Source organism: Acinetobacter sp. GG23, from assembly GCF_057766365.1.
This window is the reverse complement of record NZ_JBYMDJ010000003.1, coordinates 103,112-126,543: the sequence shown is the minus strand read 5'-3', so window position 1 is coordinate 126,543 and position 23,432 is coordinate 103,112. Positions and strand designations below refer to the sequence as shown.

The 23,432-nt window shown below is 37.6% G+C and carries 18 protein-coding genes; 7 read left to right on the top strand and 11 right to left on the bottom strand.

The window, feature by feature from the left end; genetic code table 11:
- Positions 1-8: 8 nt before the first annotated feature.
- Positions 9-1,199, bottom strand: coding sequence for a phospholipase D family protein (locus AC3CAU_RS06705; RefSeq protein WP_165494025.1), 1,191 nt, complete (start codon positions 1,197-1,199; stop codon positions 9-11).
- Positions 1,200-1,389: 190 nt separating this feature from the next.
- Here AC3CAU_RS06705 and AC3CAU_RS06700 point away from each other — a divergent pair, with 190 nt between their 5' ends.
- Positions 1,390-1,920 (top strand): hypothetical protein, encoded by a 531-nt coding sequence (locus AC3CAU_RS06700; protein WP_424622207.1) that lies wholly within the window; start codon positions 1,390-1,392, stop codon positions 1,918-1,920.
- Between the two features lie 57 nt (positions 1,921-1,977).
- Here AC3CAU_RS06700 and AC3CAU_RS06695 read toward each other — a convergent pair whose 3' ends face one another.
- From AC3CAU_RS06695 to sbmA, 5 genes are all read right to left on the bottom strand, one after another.
- Complete coding sequence (locus AC3CAU_RS06695) at positions 1,978-2,373, bottom strand: lysozyme inhibitor LprI family protein (protein ID WP_424622209.1); 396 nt, start codon at positions 2,371-2,373, stop codon at positions 1,978-1,980.
- Positions 2,374-2,453: 80 nt separating this feature from the next.
- Positions 2,454-2,978, bottom strand: a complete 525-nt coding sequence (locus AC3CAU_RS06690; protein WP_131215083.1) for a hypothetical protein — start codon at positions 2,976-2,978, stop codon at positions 2,454-2,456.
- 253 nt (positions 2,979-3,231) lie between these two features.
- Positions 3,232-4,200 carry a hypothetical protein gene (locus AC3CAU_RS06685; RefSeq protein WP_447054365.1) on the bottom strand — a complete coding sequence of 323 codons (969 nt, stop codon included), beginning with the start codon at positions 4,198-4,200 and terminating at the stop codon, positions 3,232-3,234.
- 415 nt (positions 4,201-4,615) lie between these two features.
- Complete coding sequence (locus tag AC3CAU_RS06680) at positions 4,616-5,689, bottom strand: DUF1176 domain-containing protein (RefSeq protein WP_447054110.1); 1,074 nt, start codon at positions 5,687-5,689, stop codon at positions 4,616-4,618.
- 225 nt (positions 5,690-5,914) lie between these two features.
- Positions 5,915-7,111 (bottom strand): peptide antibiotic transporter SbmA, encoded by a 1,197-nt coding sequence (gene sbmA / locus AC3CAU_RS06675; RefSeq protein WP_447054109.1) that lies wholly within the window; start codon positions 7,109-7,111, stop codon positions 5,915-5,917.
- 674 nt (positions 7,112-7,785) lie between these two features.
- Between sbmA and AC3CAU_RS06670 the strand changes: the two genes are divergently transcribed.
- Positions 7,786-7,986: a hypothetical protein gene (locus tag AC3CAU_RS06670; RefSeq protein ID WP_131215088.1), complete on the top strand. Its 201-nt coding sequence runs from the start codon at positions 7,786-7,788 to the stop codon at positions 7,984-7,986.
- 518 nt (positions 7,987-8,504) lie between these two features.
- Here AC3CAU_RS06670 and AC3CAU_RS06665 read toward each other — a convergent pair.
- Positions 8,505-9,317 (bottom strand): hypothetical protein, encoded by an 813-nt coding sequence (locus tag AC3CAU_RS06665; protein WP_447054108.1) that lies wholly within the window; start codon positions 9,315-9,317, stop codon positions 8,505-8,507.
- 266 nt (positions 9,318-9,583) lie between these two features.
- Positions 9,584-10,381: a hypothetical protein gene (locus tag AC3CAU_RS06660; RefSeq protein ID WP_447054107.1), complete on the bottom strand. Its 798-nt coding sequence runs from the start codon at positions 10,379-10,381 to the stop codon at positions 9,584-9,586.
- Between the two features lie 309 nt (positions 10,382-10,690).
- Here AC3CAU_RS06660 and metG point away from each other — a divergent pair, with 309 nt between their 5' ends.
- The gene (gene metG, locus AC3CAU_RS06655; protein WP_447054106.1) at positions 10,691-12,748 is read left to right on the top strand and encodes a methionine--tRNA ligase; all 2,058 of its coding nucleotides are present in this window, start codon (positions 10,691-10,693) and stop codon (positions 12,746-12,748) included.
- Positions 12,749-12,795: 47 nt separating this feature from the next.
- On the opposite strand, the gene AC3CAU_RS06650 is transcribed toward metG, so the two are convergent.
- Positions 12,796-14,676 carry a P-loop NTPase fold protein gene (locus AC3CAU_RS06650; RefSeq protein WP_447054105.1) on the bottom strand — a complete coding sequence of 627 codons (1,881 nt, stop codon included), beginning with the start codon at positions 14,674-14,676 and terminating at the stop codon, positions 12,796-12,798.
- A gap of 114 nt (positions 14,677-14,790) precedes the next feature.
- On the opposite strand from AC3CAU_RS06650, the gene AC3CAU_RS06645 reads away from it, so the two are divergent.
- Entirely contained in the window at positions 14,791-15,759 is a 969-nt protein-coding gene (locus tag AC3CAU_RS06645) for an MBL fold metallo-hydrolase (RefSeq protein WP_447054104.1), read from the top strand.
- A gap of 47 nt (positions 15,760-15,806) precedes the next feature.
- On the opposite strand, the gene AC3CAU_RS06640 is transcribed toward AC3CAU_RS06645, so the two are convergent.
- Positions 15,807-16,787, bottom strand: coding sequence for a sensor domain-containing diguanylate cyclase (locus AC3CAU_RS06640; RefSeq protein WP_447054103.1), 981 nt, complete (start codon positions 16,785-16,787; stop codon positions 15,807-15,809).
- A 300-nt stretch (positions 16,788-17,087) separates the two neighbouring features.
- Between AC3CAU_RS06640 and AC3CAU_RS06635 the strand changes: the two genes are divergently transcribed.
- The 3 genes from AC3CAU_RS06635 (at position 17,088) to AC3CAU_RS06625 (ending at position 22,447) form a co-directional block, all read left to right on the top strand.
- A complete protein-coding gene (locus tag AC3CAU_RS06635) occupies positions 17,088-17,465 on the top strand; it encodes a VOC family protein (RefSeq protein WP_131215101.1) in 378 nt (125 codons plus the stop codon).
- 125 nt (positions 17,466-17,590) lie between these two features.
- Complete coding sequence (locus tag AC3CAU_RS06630; protein ID WP_447054102.1) at positions 17,591-18,841, top strand: exonuclease SbcCD subunit D; 1,251 nt, start codon at positions 17,591-17,593, stop codon at positions 18,839-18,841.
- A 9-nt stretch (positions 18,842-18,850) separates the two neighbouring features.
- A complete protein-coding gene (locus tag AC3CAU_RS06625; RefSeq protein ID WP_447054101.1) occupies positions 18,851-22,447 on the top strand; it encodes an AAA family ATPase in 3,597 nt (1,198 codons plus the stop codon).
- 62 nt (positions 22,448-22,509) lie between these two features.
- Here AC3CAU_RS06625 and AC3CAU_RS06620 read toward each other — a convergent pair whose 3' ends face one another.
- A complete protein-coding gene (locus tag AC3CAU_RS06620) occupies positions 22,510-23,307 on the bottom strand; it encodes a thioesterase family protein (protein ID WP_447054100.1) in 798 nt (265 codons plus the stop codon).
- Between the last annotated feature and the right edge of the window lie 125 nt (positions 23,308-23,432).

Sequence of the window (23,432 nt, the reverse complement as noted above, 5' to 3'; positions counted from 1 at the left end):
GGTTTTTTTTAATCTTCATGATTGTAATATATTGCATCTATCATTGCTGCTCTCTTAGACCATAAATCATGATCAGCTGAATCTTTTGATATTTCAATTTTATACCAATCTTTTTTATGAATTTCTTGAAGAATATCCCAATAATTATCGATATTAATTTTTGACTTTAAACTCAAAGATTTTCTAATTCTAGTCTCATTTTTCTTATTAACAGGTACAAAGAAGTCAGGACGAATGACAGCTAAAAATCTAGTATAGGTTGCTATTTGGGGACTCTTCTCCTGCCCAGAGCAAGCGATATTAAATAACTTAATGTATTGATTAAAATGTCTTTTTAAAATATTTCCATCACTTGGAATTACATCTAATGCTTTCGTTATTTGGCTAGCATGCACATTAATTACATTCTTCATAAAGCCCGCACCTTCTAATGAACCAAACCAGCCTGAATTGTATGGTAAATTATTCTTCATTCCTGCTATAAGCTTTCTCTCATCTTTTGTCAAATTTTCAAATTTATCAATGTTTAATAAAACTTTAACCTGATCTAACAGCTCTAGACGTTGATTAAATCCATCATATAAATCATTTTCAACCTCTTGCTTAAACTCTTTCCAAGACATATTTAAAGAGCTTTCAGGAGGTAAACAATATTTTAAAGCTTTAACTTGCTTTTTATGCTTTGAATCTTGTAATGAGGAGTTCATCATTTTTTGTACTTTATATTTTTCCTTATATAATTCTAAGTATTCACTTGTAATTTTTTCATTATTTTCACTGTATTCAAATAATTTCTGCATTAATTCAATAAAAGTATCTTCATTCTCATCCATTTCTAATAAGATAGATATTTCATCGTTACTATGGAAAGCACCTGAAGTAAAATTCGCACTGCCTAAAATAATTTTATAACTATTTTTAAACTTAAAAATAAAAACCTTAGGATGAAAAACTCCTGAAACTGTTTTTTTAAAAAAAACTTTTTCATTATCCATAAAACTTTCTATAAATTTTGGACTTGTTTGATAGAAATGTAATCCTACTATCGCCATCTCAATTTTGTGTGCTTGCTCTATTAAGGTATTAAAAACAGAATGCTTATCTGTCGCCCATGCAGTTGCAAAAATAATCTTTTCGCAATTAAGTATTAAATTTTCGAAGGTTTCTGATAGTTTTTTAGGATCCGTTAGCAGTTGCATTTTATAACTCTGTTTTAATAGTTCATTCATTGTACATTTAACATATAATTTACAAAAAGGTTAAACTACAATATTTTTCGACTAAACAATTATTTAGATTTTCAAACTCTAAAAACATGACTATCAAAAAAGTATCCTCTATCTCCAAACTCGAAGACTTAGACGCATTCTGCTTTCAAAGTCATTCTTTATGCGTGATTTCCTCTATAGCGAAATCGCCAATTGGTACGGTGTTCCCAACTTCCCCGACCATCCTGACATTGCCATCCGAACAGGCAAAAAGCTCTGCGAAGAACTGCTTGAACCGCTACAAGAAAAGTTTAGTCGCATCGCAATTCGTTCCGCTTACCGCTCACCTAGCGTCAACCAACTCGGCAATGAAAAAGGACATAACTGCGCAAGCAATGAGAAAAACTTTGCCAGTCATATTTGGGACTATCCCGATGAAAAAGGCTATGGCGCAACAGCATGTATCGTCATTCCATCTTTCTTAGAACTTTATGAAAAAAACCCAAGCAATTGGCAACAACTTGCTTATTGGGTTCATAACAATCTGAACTATAGCCATCTGCAATTTTTCCCAAAATTCTGTGCATTTAATATTGGCTGGCATGAAAAACCTGCACGAGAAATTTATAGCTATATTCAACCCAAAGGCTATTTGTTACGTGGTGAAGCGGTAAATGAGGAATATAAGAATTTTTATCCTGATTTAATATGAATAAGGTAATGATCATAAATCTCCCTCATTAAAAAAGGGAGATTGAATCAGAAAAAATTAATACTCTTCTTTTAAATTTTCTAGTTCAGTCGCGCGCGCAGCAGTCGCTTCCATATAGCAACTGTTGCTATTTACAGCCGCAATGGTACCACCATCAGGATCAGCATAAAACTTGCAATTGGCATCACGATATCGCATCCAAAGACGCTGAACCTCTTGAAGCTGTTTTTTACGAGTTGCATTCAGCGATGCCATTGTCCGCTTGTAGGCATTATTTAAACGTGTATCTTGGCGACTTGTTTCGGCCGCAATACAACCCAACATATTTACAGTAACGCCGCCTGAGCGATCCATACAATTTGAGTATTGCCGACTCAAATCACTTCCCCCTGCGTACAGCGATGGAGAAAATATAAATATACTTAAACCCAATAAAGCGGCGCATTTATGCATAACAACCCCTATTTTTCGTTTATTTTATTCATGATAAATAAATAGCATAATTGAACCATTGCACGCATAAATTAAATCGGTTATTTCCCTCTTAACTGCCCCAACTTATTCCATACATCAGGCGTCAAAAATGTCATCACCAACTTATTCAAATCGACATAACGCAGCACACCTTTAAGCTGACTTTTCACTTCAGGGTTTTCTAAAATTTCCTCACCCGTAATTTTTCCAAGCTCCTGAAAACTATCTCCAACAGCTTGCACTCCTTCAGCAGCAATCACAGCTTTGGTCTGACTCGAGCATTGCTCCACCAAGATGCGTTGTAAAACCGTAGCCAAATTCTTATCTAACTGCTCTTTCTGCACATCAGTCACATTGCTATAAGCTTTCAAGTCGGGATGTGTAGACAACGCCACAAAGGTCCATTGCAATACTGTCTTTTTATCCGTTGCAGTAGTCGATTTCACCAGACAATTACTTAATTGATCTACTGTTGGCCCTGCTGTCGCCAACTGCGCGGAACCCAACAATGCAACCGCTATTAAAGCTGAGAAGCCTATACGTGACCTGCTTTGACGAGCAGAGCTTAGAACTTTGTGAGACATCAGGCGAACTCCAGTGAAAAATCATTATCTTTGTATCACAAGGCTGAGGGTTTTACCTGTTATGACTCTGTAAACTGGACTCACTGAAAATTGAATTAAATCCTAAAAAAAAGGATGTTCTCGATTCAAGTTATCAGATCCAATAATATGCAATTCACTTGGGCAATAATTTAGATTTCATCCGTGATCCAATCATGGGGATAACCTAGCTGACCGGGCAAGTTTTTTAAAATTCTAATTGAATAGTGGCAAATCACTTGATCTGTCTCAACATATTCTTCGCACCTGTATGATTGTAATTATTGGACAGGTTTTGCAAAATCTTGATTGCTTGTCCTTTAGAATTGGTGAAGCGGCTGCTATAACTCGGTACGCTGGTTAAACAGCGCGCGACCAGCATTCCAGATTCCGTATAAACTTTGGTTCCATCTGTTCCCTGTAACTTGCCGTAGTTATAAGCACGTTGTGCATTATTACAGGCAGCCATCTGATTTTTGCCACTATTCAAATCGCGACGTGCCGCAACATAAGATTTGAGCTGTTGTTGCTGTGGTGTTTCCACCAGTTGTATAGCCTGTTTTACGGGCAATTCAGGCGCAAGCTTGGTTTCTTTTTTAGTTTCAGTGTCTTTTTTAATATCAACCTCTTTCTGAGACACCGATTTATTCGCTGTATTTTTGGTCATCTGATTATTTACATTGGTTTTTTTTGCAGCAGAACTATTTGAAAAATGGGCAGCTGAATAAAATTTTTGAGCGTCTGAAGCCGTCATGATTGTAGTTTGCAGTGCAACCGTACGGGCATTGCTGCCATCCTCTAATTTTCGTTCATAAACCGGTTCAATGGATGCAATCCAGCTTTGCCCATCCATTTGCACACATTTATAGACACCTATGCCTTGCTTGACACTGCTATAGCTGGATAACTGTTTTTTATCCGATTGATTCTTTACTAAGTTCATTGAACTTTTATATAAAAGAGAGAATTTTCCGCCCTTTGCAGTACAATAATTATTTAAATATTTTCTTGGATATAAAGCTTGCGGTTCTTTATTGTCTTGTTTGGGTCCCCAATAATAGACATATTCTTTAGCCCGACCGTTGGCAGCATTTATATTTTTTTGAACAATCAGTTCCTGCGGTGAAGCAAAATTCTGAGCTGAATCCGAGCTTAAACTGCCTAGACTTGTACAGCCATGTAAAGCGATGCCCATTCCCCCCATCAAGATTAATGTTCTAAAATTCACGTATCAATTCTCAATTATGCCGTATAAATAAAAATATATGAAAAGCCTCAAAATAACAAACTCATAACTTTGATTTTATTATTGATTTTACTGAATTGTTTTTTATTTTTTGATTCAAAATAGCTCATAAATTGCCAATTTTTAATTGTTTTAGTTTGATAACTTGAACTGCATAACAGTTCAGTCAACTTTTACAAATCTGATCATGGGTTCAAGTAAATGTATCAGCCAAACTATACGACAATTTCACTTATGATCAGATAAAGGAATAGCCAGGTTTAATTATCTGGTTTTGTCTTCTGGTAGATCTATTTATTTAAACCTTTCCGGGTAAGCAATACCTGCCTCAAACCAAGATTTGCTTCAATGTATTGCTTTTTACAGGATGTAGTTACCTTACGACAGATTCAATCAAATCTAAATTCCAGACCCCACCCGCAGCTAAGCCCTTACACATGCCCGACCAGCGGTCTATGCTCTGCACAAAAGTTTTTCCATCCCAAATCCATTCACTCATCGCCCAACAATCGCCTACGCCACGTCCCTTTTGTGAACTTCCTATTTCACCATCGCCAAATTCTGACGCAGATTCTGTCACAAAATTCGCCTTACCTTTTAAGGATTCGTTTATCACCCAAGCCCCATACCCTTCATTATATGCCCCACGCCAGCATAGGGTTGTGGCTAGCACTTTGTGATTAGACAGCTTATACAACTCAATTGCTTGTGGGGTTGCACCTTGTTCCGTATAAATGCCCTCACAAAATGCATGACCGTCTTGCAACTCAGGCTGAGCAGCCAATAAAATCGTATGCAAGGCTTTATAAGATTTCGCATTCGGCTGAAGCGTTAAATAGGGTTTCATGGCCGTTTTGACTTTTTTTACCAGCAGTTTTGGCTGTGGAGTTAAAACTTTTGCTTCATTTACGCTGCCTTTTTTTACCAATGCACCCACTGTCCCGATACGCTTTTGAAAATCATCCATTTTCAATAATGCAGCAGTCATACCGGCATCGGAAACCTGCCATGAGTAATGCATATTTTTAAACACAATTTTTACGTTTTTCTTCACTTGTTGTAATAAACCATTCACTTGTTTGGCATTTAGTGTGCCCATTAAAGGTTCATTCGTTCCATTCAGATGAATAACCCCCAAGTCTTTACCGTTAATATAAAAGTGAATATTTTTAAGCTTCTTTTTATCCAAGCTTTGATCATAATCTGACAAGGCAAATTCAGCCTGAACCGCCTGTTTTGCTCCCGCTTTACGGGTCAATAAAATGGATGCGGGCATAGCTTGGGTCAGGTCATCCTGATAACCTGCGGCACGGCAAGTTCCTGTATTGCTACAGTAGATTTCCCATTCTTGATTTGAAAAAGATGTTCCCTGAATGACGTCTGCAAAAACAAATGAGCTGACAAGAGGAAGACAACCGAGATAAATTAAACTGTAGAGAACTTTCATCTTTTCTTATTCCGCCCTTTTTTTATCAATATACAGGTAAACCATTATTTTCGGTGTTACATAATCTTTTAATTATACAATTTTAAATAATCCAAAATATAACCTTTACAAGGATAATCTATATTACCGTGTAGATAATCGGCTCGATTTAAAGCAGTATGACAAAACCCATCCTATAAAAAACCCGCATTAGGCGGGCTTTTATTTTACAATTCGAGATTCAACTTACTTATCCAAAGTCGACTCAAATGCTCTTAAACGCTTATAAATTGAAAGCAGCTCAATAATCGTTGGCCATGACTCAATCAAATACTGGAATGACTCACGTACCTTACCGAATACATTGGCAATCTGCATCATTAAACCCAGCGTGATTGTACCTGCGGCAATACTCGGGAATAACACAAATAAACCGTACAGATTATCCAGTTGCATATACCAGATACGTACCATATTAAAATAGGCGTAGTGGAAATATAAACGGAAATAGTTAAAACGAACCCTACTAAATAATTCTTTTAAAGTCAGCGGATCTGCACGGTCAGCATAGTCCTCTCCGTACACCAGTTCTTTACGGTATGCGGCTTCCACCTTTTGATTATTGAACTCTAAGCCCGGTAATTTATAGCCCACCACCATCAATACAACTGTACCCAAAACTGCCCAACTAATGGCAGCCCAGACCAGCGCATAAGGAATTTCTCCCACGATCGGCAGTTGTTTTACATGTGAGGACAACTGCAATAACACCGGTAAAAATGCCATTAACGTCATTAAGGCTTGAATAAAACTCACCCCCAGACTTTCTGTAGTCTTGGCAAAGCGCATGGTGTCTTCCTGAATACGCTGCGAAGCCCCTTCAATATGCCGTAACTGTTCCCAATGCGCGGTGTAATAATCATTCATTGCGGTACGCCAACGAAAAATGTAATGACTGACAAAGAACAGATTAAATACTGCAATGGTGACATACACCATGGCAACATACAGGAAGGTCATGGTTTCACTATAAAGTAAATTGACATTTCCACCGCCACTACCAAGCATTTTCTGGATCAAGTCATAAAATGGGCTGTACCATGCATTCACTACAACATTGACTTGTACTGAAAACCAAATATTAAACAGAATAAAGGCAGATCCCCAAACTGACCATCCTTGCCAAGGATTGCTAGATTTAAACCGCCAGAACAGGGCAAAAATAACCGTTGAGACAAGAAACCACAGATAGAACCATAAAAATGAAGGGCTCCAGAAACGACTGACTCCGATAGGCAAATCCGCTTCATGATAGCCGGGTGCAAAGCCTAAAAATGTTCCCCAACTATTTCCACCGGAATACCACAAAGCCACATTGATTAAAAACCAAAGCACCAACGACAAAAAGAACCATTTCGGGCTCGGAAAAAAAGATTTAAACATTGCGTATGGATATTCCTTTTATTTTTAATTCACAACCTAAGTCATCCACTCAGATTAAACAGATTTTTAACCCTATGGATGAATCCGCCATTATTCTATTATTTTCATCTTTGTAACAACTTATTCACTGTTTGGGAAATGTTTTTTCGCGTGAATCAGGTTAAACAATCCCACATTTCAATAAACAATGCACACTTTTGACTTAAGCCATCAATGACATTTCCATCATTCCGCCTCATGATAGATATAAATCTCCAAGAAAATAACTTAAATTTTTCAAAATCAAGTTTTTAGAGATATTGAAGATATAAGTATGGTTTAACATAGTTAAGCAATATTCACATCTCTTGTAAAATACCGAAGCAGCCTGAAAAAACGAAATATTACCTTCTATGACGAACTAAGCTAATATTCATAAATTAAAATAATATTAAAAAAACATTCAATTATTTATTCAGTTGTGCTTTTTATAAAATTAAGGAAAATTATAAAAAATTTAGAACCTAGAATGCTAAAATTTAATAGATTGGCAATTTTGTTTTTAATGGGTATATCACATAAAAATTCCATCTGATTTTTTTTGATTTAACTCTCAATGCTGATAAAATTGGTTAAATACTTATCAAATCATGGTATTATTTAATTACATTCTCAATACTGCTCGGGGAAGCAAAATGGACAGTGACAATTTAGTTATCGAGTTATTAGAACCTATCATTCTAAAAAAAGAAAATTGTAATCCTTTGGTTTTTGAACAAGGGACTATTTTAAAGGTGGTGATGCATACACCTACCGGCCTATTGGTATCTGATGATTCAAATTTCAATTTTACCGTTTCTTTAAATGATAAAAATAAAGTATGGCGTGAACTTTAGATCTCAACTGGTCCTTTCCACGCATAACAGGTTGTATTGTATGATCTAAATTTGAGTATCCCCTAATCTCAAGCTCAAGATCATACTATTTTCAATTTATTATAATAGGTTAGACCTATTCTGGTGTGGTTATTTTCAAACGCAACAGAGCAGCTCCCCTGCTCGACCCATTCTTTTATTTTTAAGTTTCTATCTCGCAGCGATTCAAAACTGCCAATTTAACTAGGTTCTCTATTTCATTTATTCGAAGAAAAATTTGAATTCATCAGCCATGTTTATATATTCCACTACCGGTTCAATAAATAAAGATCCGCTTAATCATTCATTCAATATTTATTGTTCTTTTCATGTATTTTATATCCAAAAATAGAATGGATTAAATATTCCTTTAACAAAGCCTATCTCTATATAACTACACCATCCCTGTATTTGGATGGTGTAGTTAATGGAATGATTTCAGAGCTGCTCTTAAGCAAGTGTCAAAGCAACAAAATTCAACTTAATGATATTCATTTTTATTACTTTCTAAGCGTACTCATAAAACTCACTACCGAAAACAGCCAAATAAACAAGATAAAACTGCGTTCTTTGCTGAAATAACTGACATCGGTACCATGCAAAATATTATGGCGGGTCATGGTCACGGTTGAGCTGCTGTCCATCTTATAGGCTGCCAATTCTGCAAAGTAAATATTCATTTCACAAGCAATTTTGGCTTTATGCCACAAGCTCTTTATTTCATGCCCTTTTAAACCCGGGACAATTTTGTAGACATCGACAAATTTGGTCTGATTCTGTTTTAAAAAACCACGTTCAATTAAAATATCCGTCAATAAACCTTCCAGTTGCGTATATAAAAGCGGAATGCAGCCTGCAAAGCACTGCATTTCATATAATTTAAATGTTTCTTTTATCACCAAACGGCGCTGTGCTTTATTTCCAGCATCAATCTCTAAAGCATCGAAAGCTTCAAGTAGTTCTGCCTGGAAATAATCCGTATTGATCACATCTAAAAGATTTAAGCTTACCACATCATCTTTATGTTGATTGATCAAGCTCCAGATATAAATCAAGTTTAAGGCATCATTAGCAAATTTTGCATCGACCGGTTGATCCAGATTATCGGCAAGTACATCAAAATAAGCTTCAACTTGAGCATATTGACGTAACGCTTGGATTAAATGGGTGTGTTCACCTGCAGATATTTCCTGAAGATATTGCTCGGCATTTTGTAAAATACCTTTCCCCAGTTTGTCTTGAACATTCTGATTTTGTGGAATTCGGATCACTTCTCGTTCCAAATCATCTAAATCAAAATCATCATCAATCATCGCTTTTACTCTTGGCACATTGCTTTAAGTGGCTATTATCACAGGTATTCCATACAGCACATAGCGCTATAAAATAAATACTATGACAAATGACTGAATCCCAATCGAAATTGAGTCCACCTCATAGCCACTAAATAACAGTTCGCCTGATTTAGATATTATCCAATATGCAGATGGTCCATGTTTTTCGGAACGATCTTAAATTTTTCGGCCTTGCTAGCTCCTCTAATCACGCCCTGACTGAAGGAGCCTTTAAGCTAAAATTATTATTTATGATTTTTATTTTGGTCAGACTTTTTTTGCTCAGACTGAGCATTTTTATCATGATCCTTTTTGGAGTCATCTTTTTTATGAGTTTGATCTAAGTCGTTGTCCTTCGACGAAGCATTTTGGTCATCCTTTTTTGATTCATCTGACTGAGATTGATCATCTTTCTTGATTTTGCTCATCGTGTCAGCCGCCATCTGTCTGAGTTCACCGAGTTTGACACTGGCTTCACTCACTAACTCAGTAATCTTCTGTTTGGTGTCTTCAAACTTATGCAGAGCTTCATCTTTTAAATTGGCCACAAGGTCCTGCTGACCACTCTGACCCGCTTTAGAATTTTGTTTATCTGACTGTACCGATTTATCTTGATCAGATTTAGCATTTTTCGAATCTGAACCCTGCACACCATTTTGCTGACTGTCGGACTTGCTATTTTTTAGCTCATTCAGAATCTTTTCGCCTTTTTTCAATAGTTCTTCACCAATGGCGATTGCCTTCGCTTTTAAGTCATCCATCTTAATGGTTTCAGTTTTTTTGTCTGACTCAGTTTCTTTAACATGATCAGAATTATCTTTTTGGTCTGCATGTTCGCCATTTGGCTGAGCGCTTTGCTTAGCGTCAGACTTTTCATCAGTATGGTTCTTCTGGGCTTCTAGTATTTCCTGATATTCTTGCTTGTGCTGTTTATCGATCTCGTTCTGCTTTTGCTCTTTTTCAATTGGATCATTCAGTTCTCGTGCATGTTGTTCTTTATCTTGGTTCTGCTTCGAAATACTGGTCTGGTTATTCTGAGTCATGAGGACCCTCCCTGAGGTGTATAAAAATTATTAGACAATTTTTTTAGCACAAATCATGTAAATAAGCGGGAGAATTAAGCAAACTGCAACAAAGCCTGTACATATTGTTGCTATTGATTGCAAGAAGTAGCGCTCACGTAACACGATCAATTGTTTAATCGTTGCTCATCGGACGATAGCGATTTTTGTATTTGAATGTTCCGGCCGCTTTATTGGTTGTGCTTCAGCTAAAGCATTTCTTTGTAATCCCCTCTGCATCATGTAAAATTATGGCCCATTGCATAATATACGAATGAGAGAGTCAGATCCGTGCGTAATATCCTAGTCACTAACGCCCTTCCATACGCCAATGGTCCAATCCATATGGGTCACTTACTCGGTTATATCCAAGCAGATATTTGGGTTCGTGCCATGCGTGCAATGGGTCATGACGTGACTTACGTCTGTGCGGATGATGCTCACGGTACAGCAATCATGCTGCGCGCTGAAGCAAACGGTATTTCACCGGAAGCGCAAATTGCCAATGTGCAAAAAGAACATATCCGTGACTTTGATGGGTTTGGTGTTCATTTCGACCATTACGACTCGACCAACAGTGAAGAAAATAAAAATCGCTCCTCTGAGATTTATATTAAGAACCGTGAAGCAGGCAATATTGCAGTTCGTCCAGTCAAACAATTGTTCGACCCTGAAAAAGGCATGTTCTTGTCAGATCGTTTCATTAAAGGCACATGCCCGAAATGTAAAGCGGAAGATCAGTACGGCGACTCATGTGAAGTTTGTGGTGCAACTTATAATGCAACAGAATTGTTGAATCCAAAATCGACTTTAAGTGGTGCTGCACCTGTTGAGAAATCATCAGATCATTACTTCTTCAAACTTCCAAATTTTGCTGAATACTTGCAAAAATGGACACGTGACCAAGGTCGCTTGCCAGTTTCTATTGCCAATAAACTGGATGAGTGGTTTGAAGCAGGCTTAAACGACTGGGATATCTCTCGTGATGCACCGTATTTCGGTTTTGAAATTCCAGATGCACCAAACAAATACTTTTACGTTTGGGTAGACGCGCCAATTGGTTATATGTCGAGTTTTGAGAACTACATCAAAACCAAACGTCCTGAATTAAACTTCAATGATTACTGGAAAAAAGACTCTGAAAATGAGGTCTATCACTTCATTGGTAAAGACATCGTGTATTTCCACGCCTTGTTCTGGCCTGCGATGCTTAAAGGTGCAAACTACCGTACACCATCAGGTTTATTCGTAAACGGTTTCTTGACTGTAAATGGTCAGAAGATGTCTAAATCTCGCGGTACATTCATCAAAGCGGAAACTTATTTAGAGCATTTAAACCCTGAATATTTACGTTACTACTTTGCGTCTAAACTTTCGGACAAAGTTGAAGATTCTGACTTGAACCTTGATGATTTCGTTCAAAAAGTGAATTCAGACCTGGTTGGTAAAGTGGTCAACATTGCCAGCCGTTGTGCAAAATTCATCAACACCAAGTTTGATAATAAATTAAGTGCAACATGTGCAGAGCCTGAATTGGTACAAAGCTTTATCGACGCAGGCTCGTCAATTGCTGCCCAATATGAAGCACGTGAATTCTCTGCTGCGATTCGTGAAATCATGGCATTGGCAGATAAAGCAAACCAGTACATTGATGAGAAAAAACCATGGGCGCTTGCAAAGCAGGAAGGTCAAGAACAGCAAGTTCATGACGTATGTTCTGTCGGTATTAACTTGTTCCGCCAATTGGCAGTTTACTTAGCCCCTGTATTGCCGACGTTGGCACAGCAAGTTCAAGCCTTTTTACAACTTGAAAGCTTCAATTTCGAATCTCGTAAAGACATCCTTGTGGGTCATGAAATTGCGTTGTTCCAACCGCTCATGCAACGTGTTGACCCTAAAGCGGTTGCGGCAATGGTGGATGCATCTAAAGACTCTTTAGCTGCCCCTGCTGAAGCACCAAAAGCTGAAAAGAAAAAAGAGAAAGCCAAAGAGAAGAAAGTGGAACCTAAAGTCGGTGAAGCTGAAATCATCACAATTGATGACTTTGTGAAAGTAGATTTACGTGTTGCAGAAGTTGTCGAGGCAGCTACGGTTGAAGGTTCTGACAAGCTGCTTCAACTGACTTTAAATGTTGGTGAAGCTGAGCCACGCAATGTATTTAGCGGTATCCGTGAGTTCTATCAACCTGAAGATCTAAAAGGTAAATTGGTGGTGATGGTGGCTAACCTTGCGCCACGTAAGATGCGTTTCGGTATTTCGAACGGTATGGTACTTGCAGCTGGTAATGGCGAAGGCGTTTGGGTGATTTCACCTGAATCTGGTGCTAAACCGGGTGATAAAGTGTCTTAATGGCCTTATTTTTGATAAAAAATCCGCTTATATAAGCGGATTTTTTATTATTTATTAGCCTCTTTTTTAATTTCTGAAATTTTAGGCAAAATTCTTAAATTGATTTTTGCTTTTAATATCTTATGTGCTGAAGGTAAAATATCTGATTTAATACTATTTTCTACATCAGCAAACCACTTATTTTCTTTAGCATACATATCAAATGAACCTTTAATCGAGTATCGATTCCAAAGTCCATGAAGAATACTATTAGAATGATTACTATTTGTATCACAAAGTTTTTTTGCAAAAACTATTGGATCAATTTCTTTTAAAATTGGATAATCGTAATAATAATTTTCTTCGCTATTAGTAAGGATAATACGTTGAGCAAATAACCAACCATCTGTATCCATTAGATCTAATAAATTTTTTACTCTTTCAATATCTTGCTCACTATATTTCTCTTCATATGAAGCCATCACTTCTTTAATAAACTTATCAAATTCCAATATACCTTTAGCATAAAAGCCATAAGAGCCAGAATGTTCAGTGAAACTAAAATCCTTTATCTCTCTCATTCTTTCATTAATATTAAATAGACTTTTCAAATGTTTTTTAGCAATAGGTAGTAGATCTTCTACAGAGAAATAAATTAAATTATTGTTCTTAAAATAAATCAGCATACTTATGGTATGTAGCACATCAACTGGATTTTCTAGAACATTACTTTCAATTTCGGATTTAGCCTGTTTAATTAATCGTTCAAATTCTAATTCAGGTAAATCCCAAAAATCCATTAACTTAAACCATGTAGGCTGTTCTTCTTTAAGTCTAAAATGAGCCTCATATAACTCACTGTTTATATTTTTTTCATCTAAAATATTTAGATTTAAAATTTCATTCCAAAGTTTTGGTGAAAATATAAAATCATTTAGTGAACAATTATATTTATTCATAAATTTTTCAGAATCAAGGCTTGTAATACCACGAAATGATTTTAAAATCTTAGATGTAGTATCTATCTTTTTTTCATCCTCTAATTTTTCATCTTTTTTAAATTCTAATATTTGTTTTTCAAAACTCCCTTTTTTATTTTCTAATGAAAGAATAAAAAAAGCCTTTAAAACTTTTTTAAAAATTTCTGAGTCAAAAGAACCTTTAAAATCAAAATAGTCTTTTTTGTAAAACCTTTCAAAGTCAAAAATAGCTTGCTTAAATGATCTTAAATTCTTATAGCCCACTTGATTGAATGTTTGCCTAATTAGTTCAAATTCTGAATTTAGAAGGACTTTTAAGCTTTCATCTGAAATTTCACCTAAAATACTTTTAATTGCCATATTTTGGTCTTCGATATAGCTAAAAGTTGCTCCAATTAGTTTTTCTTTTTTTCTAATGTATTCATCATTATCTTTAATTTCTTCTTCATTCGATACTATAAGGGTTTTAATTTTGTCTTGTTCTACAAAGTAATTAATGTAACCTAAGACTTCTTCTTTCTTTAATTCGCATCGCTCTAAGTCGTCAAAAACTAATATGAAGTTATCATTAATTTTTAGATAATCTGGTAATTCAATTTTGGGAATACCACCTGCCATACTTCCATCTGATTTACCATCATCATCTAAATCAACTTTAATTGTTGCTTTCAATGTCCCTTTTAAAATTTGACCTGCTAATTTTGCACCTTTACTACCAAGAATTGGATGAATACTTTTAAAAATAGCTTCATCAATCAAAGAAGTTTTTGAAATACCATTTAAACTTACATAGCAAATTTTTTTACCTTGATCTTCTTTTTTCTCTAGGTATTTTTTTACAAACCATGTCTTGCCACTTCCCCACGCTCCGTTCAATAACACAGCATATTCAAAATTCTTGTTTCCATCGAAGTAATAATCTAAATATTCTTCTATGTGCTTATTTGGTTCTGAAATATAAGTAGACATGTACTTTGACTTCTCCTTTTTTAATTAAAATGAATTGCTTGAATTAAAACTCAATGAAAAATATTTCACAACATGCTAAAAATAATCTATCCCTTTAAGTTTAATAAGAATCCTATGAAAACTTTAAAACCATTTTTCCTCGCACTAGCCCTAAGCACAACAGCCATCACTACTCAAGCCGCTGAACCCGCTATCACAGCTCAAAAACAAGTGGCTGGCTATTACCATCAGCAATTGGGTAATACCCAAATCACTGCCCTACTCGATGGAACCAACTACCTAAACCCATCCATGTTTAAAGGCTTAAGCGACACTGAAAAATCGGACATTCTCAAGAAATACTATGCCGACCAAGCCAAAGGTATCCAAACCTCAGTCAATGCCTTTTTGATTAATACAGGCAATCAGCTCCTGATGGTCGACAGCGGTGCTGCAAGCTGTTTTGGCGCCCACTTAGGTTCGATCTATAACAACTTAAAAGCATCAGGTTATAAGCCTGAACAAGTGAATGAGATTTTCCTGACCCACTTACACCCTGACCATGTCTGTGGTATTTCAAACAATGGTGTAGCCAACTATCCAAATGCCACGCTACACATTGCGAAAACGGAATACGACTATTGGCTCAATCCAAATACGTTAAAGAAACTGCCAAAAGAAAAACAGGCTGGTTTCCTGGGTACGGTTGAGAAAATTAAAGCGGCTTTAGCACCCTATGAAAAAGCTAAAAAAGTGAAGGTATTCTCGGATAAATCATTGGCTTTTGGCAGTATCGAATTTAAACCATCCTTTGGTCATACCCCGGGACATTACAGCTTTAAACTCAAAGCCGATGGTCAGGAAGCGGTATTTATTGGCGATATCGTACATTCGCATACCCTTCAGTTTGACCGTCCCGAAACTGCGATTGAATTTGATGTTGATTCCAAAACAGCGGTACAGACACGTCTGACACACTTTGCTGAATATGCCAAAGAGGGTCAACTGATTGCAGCACCGCATTTACCTTTTCCAGGTTTAGGTCATATTTACTCTAAAGACGGTAAGAGTTATCAATGGATTCCAGTGCATTTTAAAGATTGATTAAAAAACTCCCTTCAATAGAAGGGAGTTTTTTATTTATCTGAGTTTCAATTGTCTGCTGAACTTAAAATTGAATTTGACATTTCATCGGCAACGAACCGCTTACGCCCGGTCTGTTTGGCTTTAAACAGGTTTTTATCGACCGTATCTAAAAAGTGCATTTTGTCATTCTGTGCGGTAGGGATAATACTTTTAACCCCCATACTTAAACTGACCTTGTCTGAAATAGGCGATGCTCGATGCGGCAGATTTGCTTGATCCATCATGTGAAGAATATTTTCTGCCACTTGAATAGCCTCATCTAATTTTGTTTCTGGCAATACAATCGCAAATTCTTCTCCGCCATAACGTGCCACTAAATCACGCGGACGGACACAGCAACTTTCCAGCATCTGCGCAATTTGCTTAATACAGGCATCCCCAATGATGTGTCCATTAAAGTCATTGTATTGTTTAAAAAAGTCGATATCGATCATAATCACTGAGAGCGACTTTTGTTCACGTATTGCGTTATACCATTCACGTGAATAAAAATCATCGAATAAACGGCGATTGGCAATCTCTGTTAAACCATCCTTATAGGAAAATTCTTCCAGTTTGCGGTGTAAGCTATGTAATTCTTCTTCCTTTTTTTTTCGGTCAGAAATATCAAACATAAAACCGACTAAACTTTCAACTTCACCATTTTCCTTGCGTACCACATGGACGACATCCCGAATCCAGCAATATCCACCTGTTGCCTTTAAAGCACGATAATCTGCTTCATGATCTATACCGGCAATGGACTGGCTTACACAGAAATTCAGCACATGATCACGGTCATCACGATGCATGCGGTCTGCCCAATCCTGCACCGACTTCCAGGAATCCTGTTTCCAGCCCAGTAACTTTTCAATTTGAGGACCAATATAACTAAACTGTTTCGTTGCCCAGTCTATACTCCAGGGTATAGCTAAAGTTGACTCTAATAATGTTTTATAAAACATGTCATTCGACAATTGATGCTCATCAAACGGATTATTCGGCATACGACTACTCTAATTTGAATGCGCAAACAATGTCATGACATGCTCTGATTTTGCCATATAAGACATTCCAATACGCTCTTAATAATTAACCTACTTAAAGCAGGTTTCCCCAATAAAAATTGTTTTTCGCAACTGAACATTTTATATTTCAATATGATTAATTATCATACAATTCCTTCCATAAGAAAATATATCCTTTTGGGTAATTGATTTATTTTTAAAGCTATTAAAACTTGCGCATACAACAAATACATCGCATCAATTTTCTGAAATATTCCAAATAATAATCAGGGCTACATCATGAATAACATTGTCTACTTTGAAATCCAGTCTTCAAATCCACCCAGAGACATTGACTTTTACCAGACTGTTTTTGGCTGGAAATTTACCAAGGTTGAAGGTCTTCCTGTTAAATATTACCAGATCGAAACTGAAAACATGTCAGGTGGCTTACTGAAACGCCCTGCAGCTATACTACCTACACATTGCGGAACCAATGCTTTTACCTGTTCTGTGCTGGTCGAAAATTTCGATGAAACATCGAGGAAGATCCTTGCCGCCGGTGGTCAAATTGCCATGCCTAAATTTGCGATTCCCGGTCGTTGCTGGCAGGGATATTTTCTTGACCTGGATCAAAATATCTTCGGTCTGGTTGAAGCTGATGAAAAAGCAAAATAAAAAAAATAGATAAATTCTAATTGTTTAGCATGACTTAAGTAGTCGTACCCGCGATGAATTGCATAATAAGTGGCAGTATTTATGGTAATTTATAGCCTCATCATGCATTGTGATTTGGGGCGTTCATGGCTGTTCATTTTTTTCATACATCAGATTGGCATTTGGGACAATTTTTTTATAACCATTCACGCCAGTATGAACATGAACAGTTTTTAGCCTGGCTACTTGAACAGATCAAACAAAAACAACCGAATGCCCTACTCATTGCAGGGGATATTTTTGATGTCATCAACCCGGCATCTGCTGCACAAAAACAGCTTTACCAGTTTTTAGCCGACGCGCATGCACTTGCCCCGCATATGCAAACGCTGATGATTGCCGGTAACCATGATTCAGGTTATCGGATTGAACAGGTCGAACCCTTACTGGAAAAATACAATGCCAGAACGGTTGGGGTTATTCGCTGGAAGGAAGACAAGACTTTAGATCTCGATCGTTTACTGCTGCCGATTTATGACCTGAATAAAAAGGTTGTCGCATGGTGTTTGAGTCTGCCTTTTTTACGTGCTGCTGAAATTACCGGTTTTAATGAACATACTACAAATAGCCAAAATGCGATTGGCTATTTGCACCAGCAACTGATTAGTGAAGCCAAAAAACGCAAGACCAATGATCAGGCGCTCATTTTAATGTCACATGCGCATATGCAAGGCGGCGAAACTTCCGACTCTGAACGCCCGATTATTATTGGCAATGAAGAAGCCCTCTCTACTGCATTATTTGATGATGTGATTGATTACGTAGCGCTCGGACATTTACATAAACCACAAAAAGTCCAGCATCCGCATATTCGTTATAGTGGCTCCCCGATTCCACTTTCATTCAGTGAAATTAACTATAAGCATCAAGTGGTTGAAGTCAAAATTAAACCCTCAAAAGCAGATCAATCTGCTTTTCAATTTGAAGCCTTGCCTGTTCCTCGCAGCATTCAACTGCACCGCGTTCGGGGAGAGCTGAATGAGGTATTTACCCAACTTAAAGCGATGGCAGATGGTGAAATTGCTAATATTGACCAACGTGAATATATCGATATTGAATATCATACCGATACCCCTCCGCTACCCAATTTGAGACAACAGTTTGAAGATGCCTTGCCTAAAAACCGTTACCGACTGGTGAAAATTTCACGCCAGTACAAAAATCTTCAAGTGCAAAACTGCGCTACAAAAATTCAGCTAGAACCGCCAACGCCAGAAAAATTGTTTGAACAAATTTGGCAAAACAAAGGTTATGTACAAGATGATGCCGTGTTAAAAGATTTTCAGAGTCTGGTGCAAGAAGCACATCAATCGCTTGAAAATAAAAACACGATTTAAGGATGTGCCGTGAAAATTTTATCTATCCGTATAAAAAATCTGGCATCTCTTGCTGGCGAACATTTTATTGATTTTGAAAGTGAACCTTTGGCCAATGCCGGGCTGATTGCCATTATTGGCAAAACAGGTGCAGGCAAATCCACAATTCTTGACGCCATGTGTCTGGCGCTCTTCAATCAAGTGCCGCGTCTTAAAGGCAGTGATGGCAAATTGGTTGATGTGGATGGTTCTGAATTACTCACCAATTCACCGTTAACCGTGCTTCGCCGTGGTACCGGACATGGTTTTGCCGAACTGGTCTTTGTGGCACAGGATCAAAAGCATTATCTGGCACGTTGGGAAATTAAACGTGCGCGTGAAAGTGCCACTGGTAAATTACAAAGCGTCCAACGCCATTTAACATGTTTAACCGATGGTGTGGTAATTGCGGATAAAGCCAAAGCAGTCGATGCCAATATCCTCAAAATCACCCAACTCAGTTTTGAGCAATTTACCCGTGCAGTTTTACTGGCTCAATCTGAAGTCACTGCCTTTTTAAAAGCCCGAGATAATGAACGTGGCGCTTTACTGGAATACTTAACCAACTCCAATATTTTTGCCAAAATTGGTGAAATTGCATTTCGTAAAACCGCCGATATTGAAAAAGAGCGTAAAAAACTCGAAGAAATGATCGGTCATATTGATATTTTGTCAGATGAAGCAATTGCTGAACTGAATCAGCAATTTACAATCGCAAATATTGCATACAAAAAACTAGAAACTGAAAAAACACATCTAAGCAAACAACAGCTTTGGTTTGAAGAACATCAAAAGCTGGAAAACCAAATCATTGACAAACAAAAAAATTATGATGATCAATTTTGTGTTCAACAACAATTAGCCCCTGAACGTCATAAACTGAACCGTTTAGAAGTATTTTCAAGTATTCGCCCAACTGTGTTTCAACAAGCTCAATTATTCAAAGCCCAACAACAGCTTGCCCCCCATATTCAGCAACTCCAAAATTCTTTTGATGTGGTTTCAAAGCAATTTTATAATGAACAACAACAGTATAAAAAAGCGGATACTGAACTTAAAGTTCTACAAGATTTTGAATTCACCCATGCCGCGGCTTTAAAACAAGTTCGAAGCTGTATTCAAGAACGTGATTTTATTGGGGCTGAATTTAACAAGCTGAAAACCAGATGCGTAGAATTAGATGCACAACAACAACCATTAAATGCGCAAAAACAAAATATTGAACTGGATATTTCAAGGCTGTTCGATCAGCAAAAAGCAATTCAAAAGCAATTATCCGAAACTGAAAAATTCAGTCCGCTGGATCAAAGTATTCATGCCCATATTCAACAATTACAGCAATTCATTACTCAATATCAAACGATTGAACAAAGTCTAGGAGATCTGACCCAAGCGCAATCAAAATGTGCAGAAGATCAACGCAAACTAGATCAGCTCCAGACTGAATTTGGTGCTGTCACGCAGATTGAACAGCAATTGCTAAAATTAAATACAGAGCGTGAGCTAGGAATTTTCCAGCTTAATCAGTTAGATCTTGCACAACAAAAGTTAAAGCAATATTTTGAATTACATGCGGATCTATCTCATCATCAAACTCAATTACAGACATTCAGCTCACAAGTACTTGAACTGAATCAGGCAAATATACAAGCAGAAAAAACCTTTGAAACGGCAAAAAATGACCGGGTTCAACTGCAAGAAATTTTGCAAAAACAGCGCTTATTGCATGCAGAAAATATTGAACAATTACGTATCAATTTAGTGGCAGATAAGCCTTGTCTGGTGTGTGGTAGCACCTCTCATCCTTATAAAAATGACGAATCGCAAGTTTCAAAAGCCTTGTTTGAATTGCAACAACAGCAAGAACAACACGCCATTCAAAAAGAGCAGGAGAATTTTCAACGCTGGCAAATGGCACAACAACAGGCGACCAAAGCGCAATCTGAACTGGATCAACTCACAAACAGCATTCAAAGCAATATTAGAAAATTAGAAATCCAGCAAAATGAAATAATGCAGCAGTTTTCAAATTTGCAGATTTCAATCAATTTTGAACAATCAGCTCATAATATTGAAAAACAGGTCTTAGCGGCTTTAACTCAATTTAAAAATGCAAAACAAGCTATTGAAGATCAATTAAGAACCCTCAATCAGGTTCTTAAAGATCAACATCATTTAGCCCAGCACATTCAAAGTATTCAATATCAACTGAACAATGCAGAAAACTTGCAACAACACATTCAGCATGTTGTTGCTTGTTTAAGTGATGCTGAACAACAGCAATGGACAATGCACACCACGGCTCAAGCAAAAGTTGTTTTAACCACATTATTCAATCGTGCTCAACATCTAACCAGCTTAGATAAGCTCGCTAAAGATCAAGACAATCTTCATCAAACTTTAACTTTAGTTAGCACAAATCAGAACAACCTCCTAAAACTCATTTATGAATCGACCGAAGCACGTGATCAAGCCTATGCCAGAGGGCAACAAAATACTCAACTTGCCACTCAACTGATTCAACAGATGACTGATTTAACGGCAGTCAAACCGCATGAATGGTTAATTCAACATGATGAAGACCGCCAACAAAAACAACAGGCTTATCAGCAGCAAAAACAAAGTTTTGAACGATTGAGGATCGATTTTGAAAGACAGCAGAGTGATTTGAAGCAATTGATTTCTCGACAGGCTGAACACCAAAATATGATTAATCAGCTGAATGTTGAAATTGAAGACTGGTTGAAAGCTCATCAAGATTTTACAACCCAGGATTTGACCGACTTAGTACAGATCAGTTCTGCGCAAGAGCAAGAGATCCGGTCTCAACTGCAAAATGCTGAACGCTTATTAAATGAAAGTGCATCGGCTTTAAAAACTTTACAAGAGCAACAGACGGCGCATCTCAGCCAGCAACCGAATATTGAGTTCAATGTCTTAGCACTGCAAATTGAAGACAATCTGGCAGCTTTAACTGCTCAATCTGAGGTCTTAGATAAACTTAAAGTCGATCTTGCACGCCATCACGATAATCTTGATAAGCAGGCCAAATTTGCCGATCAGATTCAAAACATTCAGCAACAGGAACACCGCTGGGGCAAAATCTCCGGACTCATGGGGGATGCAAACGGTAAAAAATTCCGTGATTACGCTCAGCAATATAATCTGGACATTCTGGTTGAACATGCCAATCAGCAACTTACCATGTTGTCGCAGCGTTATACCCTCAAACGTCTGGATCACTCATTAAGCCTTGCGATTGTCGATCATGATATGGATGGTGAAACCCGTTCAGTCTCCTCTCTTTCTGGCGGTGAATCCTTCCTGACTGCGCTAGCCTTGTCTTTGGCTATTGCCAATATGGCATCAGGTTCGATGAAAATCGAATCGCTGTTTATTGATGAAGGTTTTGGAACTTTAGATGCATCTTCTTTGTATATGGTGATGAATGCATTGGATCAATTACAAAACCAAGGGCGTAAAGTGGTGCTGATTTCACATATTCAGGAAATGCATGAGCGTATTCCGGTACAGATTCAGGTGAAACCGTTAGGTGCCGGTGCGAGTACCATTCAAGTGGTTGGGTAATTTTAAAATCCGAAAATCATAAAAAAGCCTAGAAAATGCACTAGGCTTTATTTGCAAAAAAACTATGCCATGGGGCGCAAAGTCAGAATCTGTTCACTGCGCCCGAAGGGTCCGGAAAGATCATGCAACACTGAACTGGTTAGACCTATGCCATCATCTCCATATTGTTGTGTGGTTTCTAAGCCCAGCCACTGACCTTGCGGTAAACGGTGCATATGAATCTGTAAATCCAGATTAGGAAAGCCCCAGCTAAAGGGTGTTTCTAGACGTGGCACAATGCCATTGGCGGTATCGACCATCCCCATTAAGCGGACAAAATCACTGGTAGGTTCACCTTCAACCATATCATGTGGCGTTCGCAGCCAAACAATGCCCTTCCCAGCACGACGCTGATGACTTCGTGCTTCTATCGACTGAATATATCCACCCGGCCACTGACGAATTCCTTCCCACACTGGCGCATTTTCAGGCATATTTCCATGCGCATCTTCCAGGCCTTTTATCAACTGGCTATTTTGCGTCATCATGCGCCAGGTTCTTGCAACAACACACGTTTTACCCTGAGCCATCATTTCTGACTCAATCAGTTCAATGGTCTTGCCCGGGCGAATTACTTTGGTGGTGATACTAAACTCTCCGGCAGGAATAAGACCTAAAATATCTAAACTGATCCGGCCAATGCGCATATCACTACGCGGTGCGAAAAGGTCCAATTCCGCACAGATAATTCCAGTCGCTGGTGCCATATGCTGCTCATGCTCATTCCATGCCCCTTGAGCCAGTATGGTTGAGCAATAATGCGCAGTGACTTTTCCGGTGGTATCCGTATTTCGCCCGATCAGTTGATAATATGCCGTCATACACTTCCCTATTTTCTTGGTCGAATAAATAATTCTTATCCAGATTATGTCCTTAGACAGTTCCTTTTGTACTCAACTTTAGTGGAAAGCTCAATTTTTAAAACAAAAACTGAACCCTAAAGTTC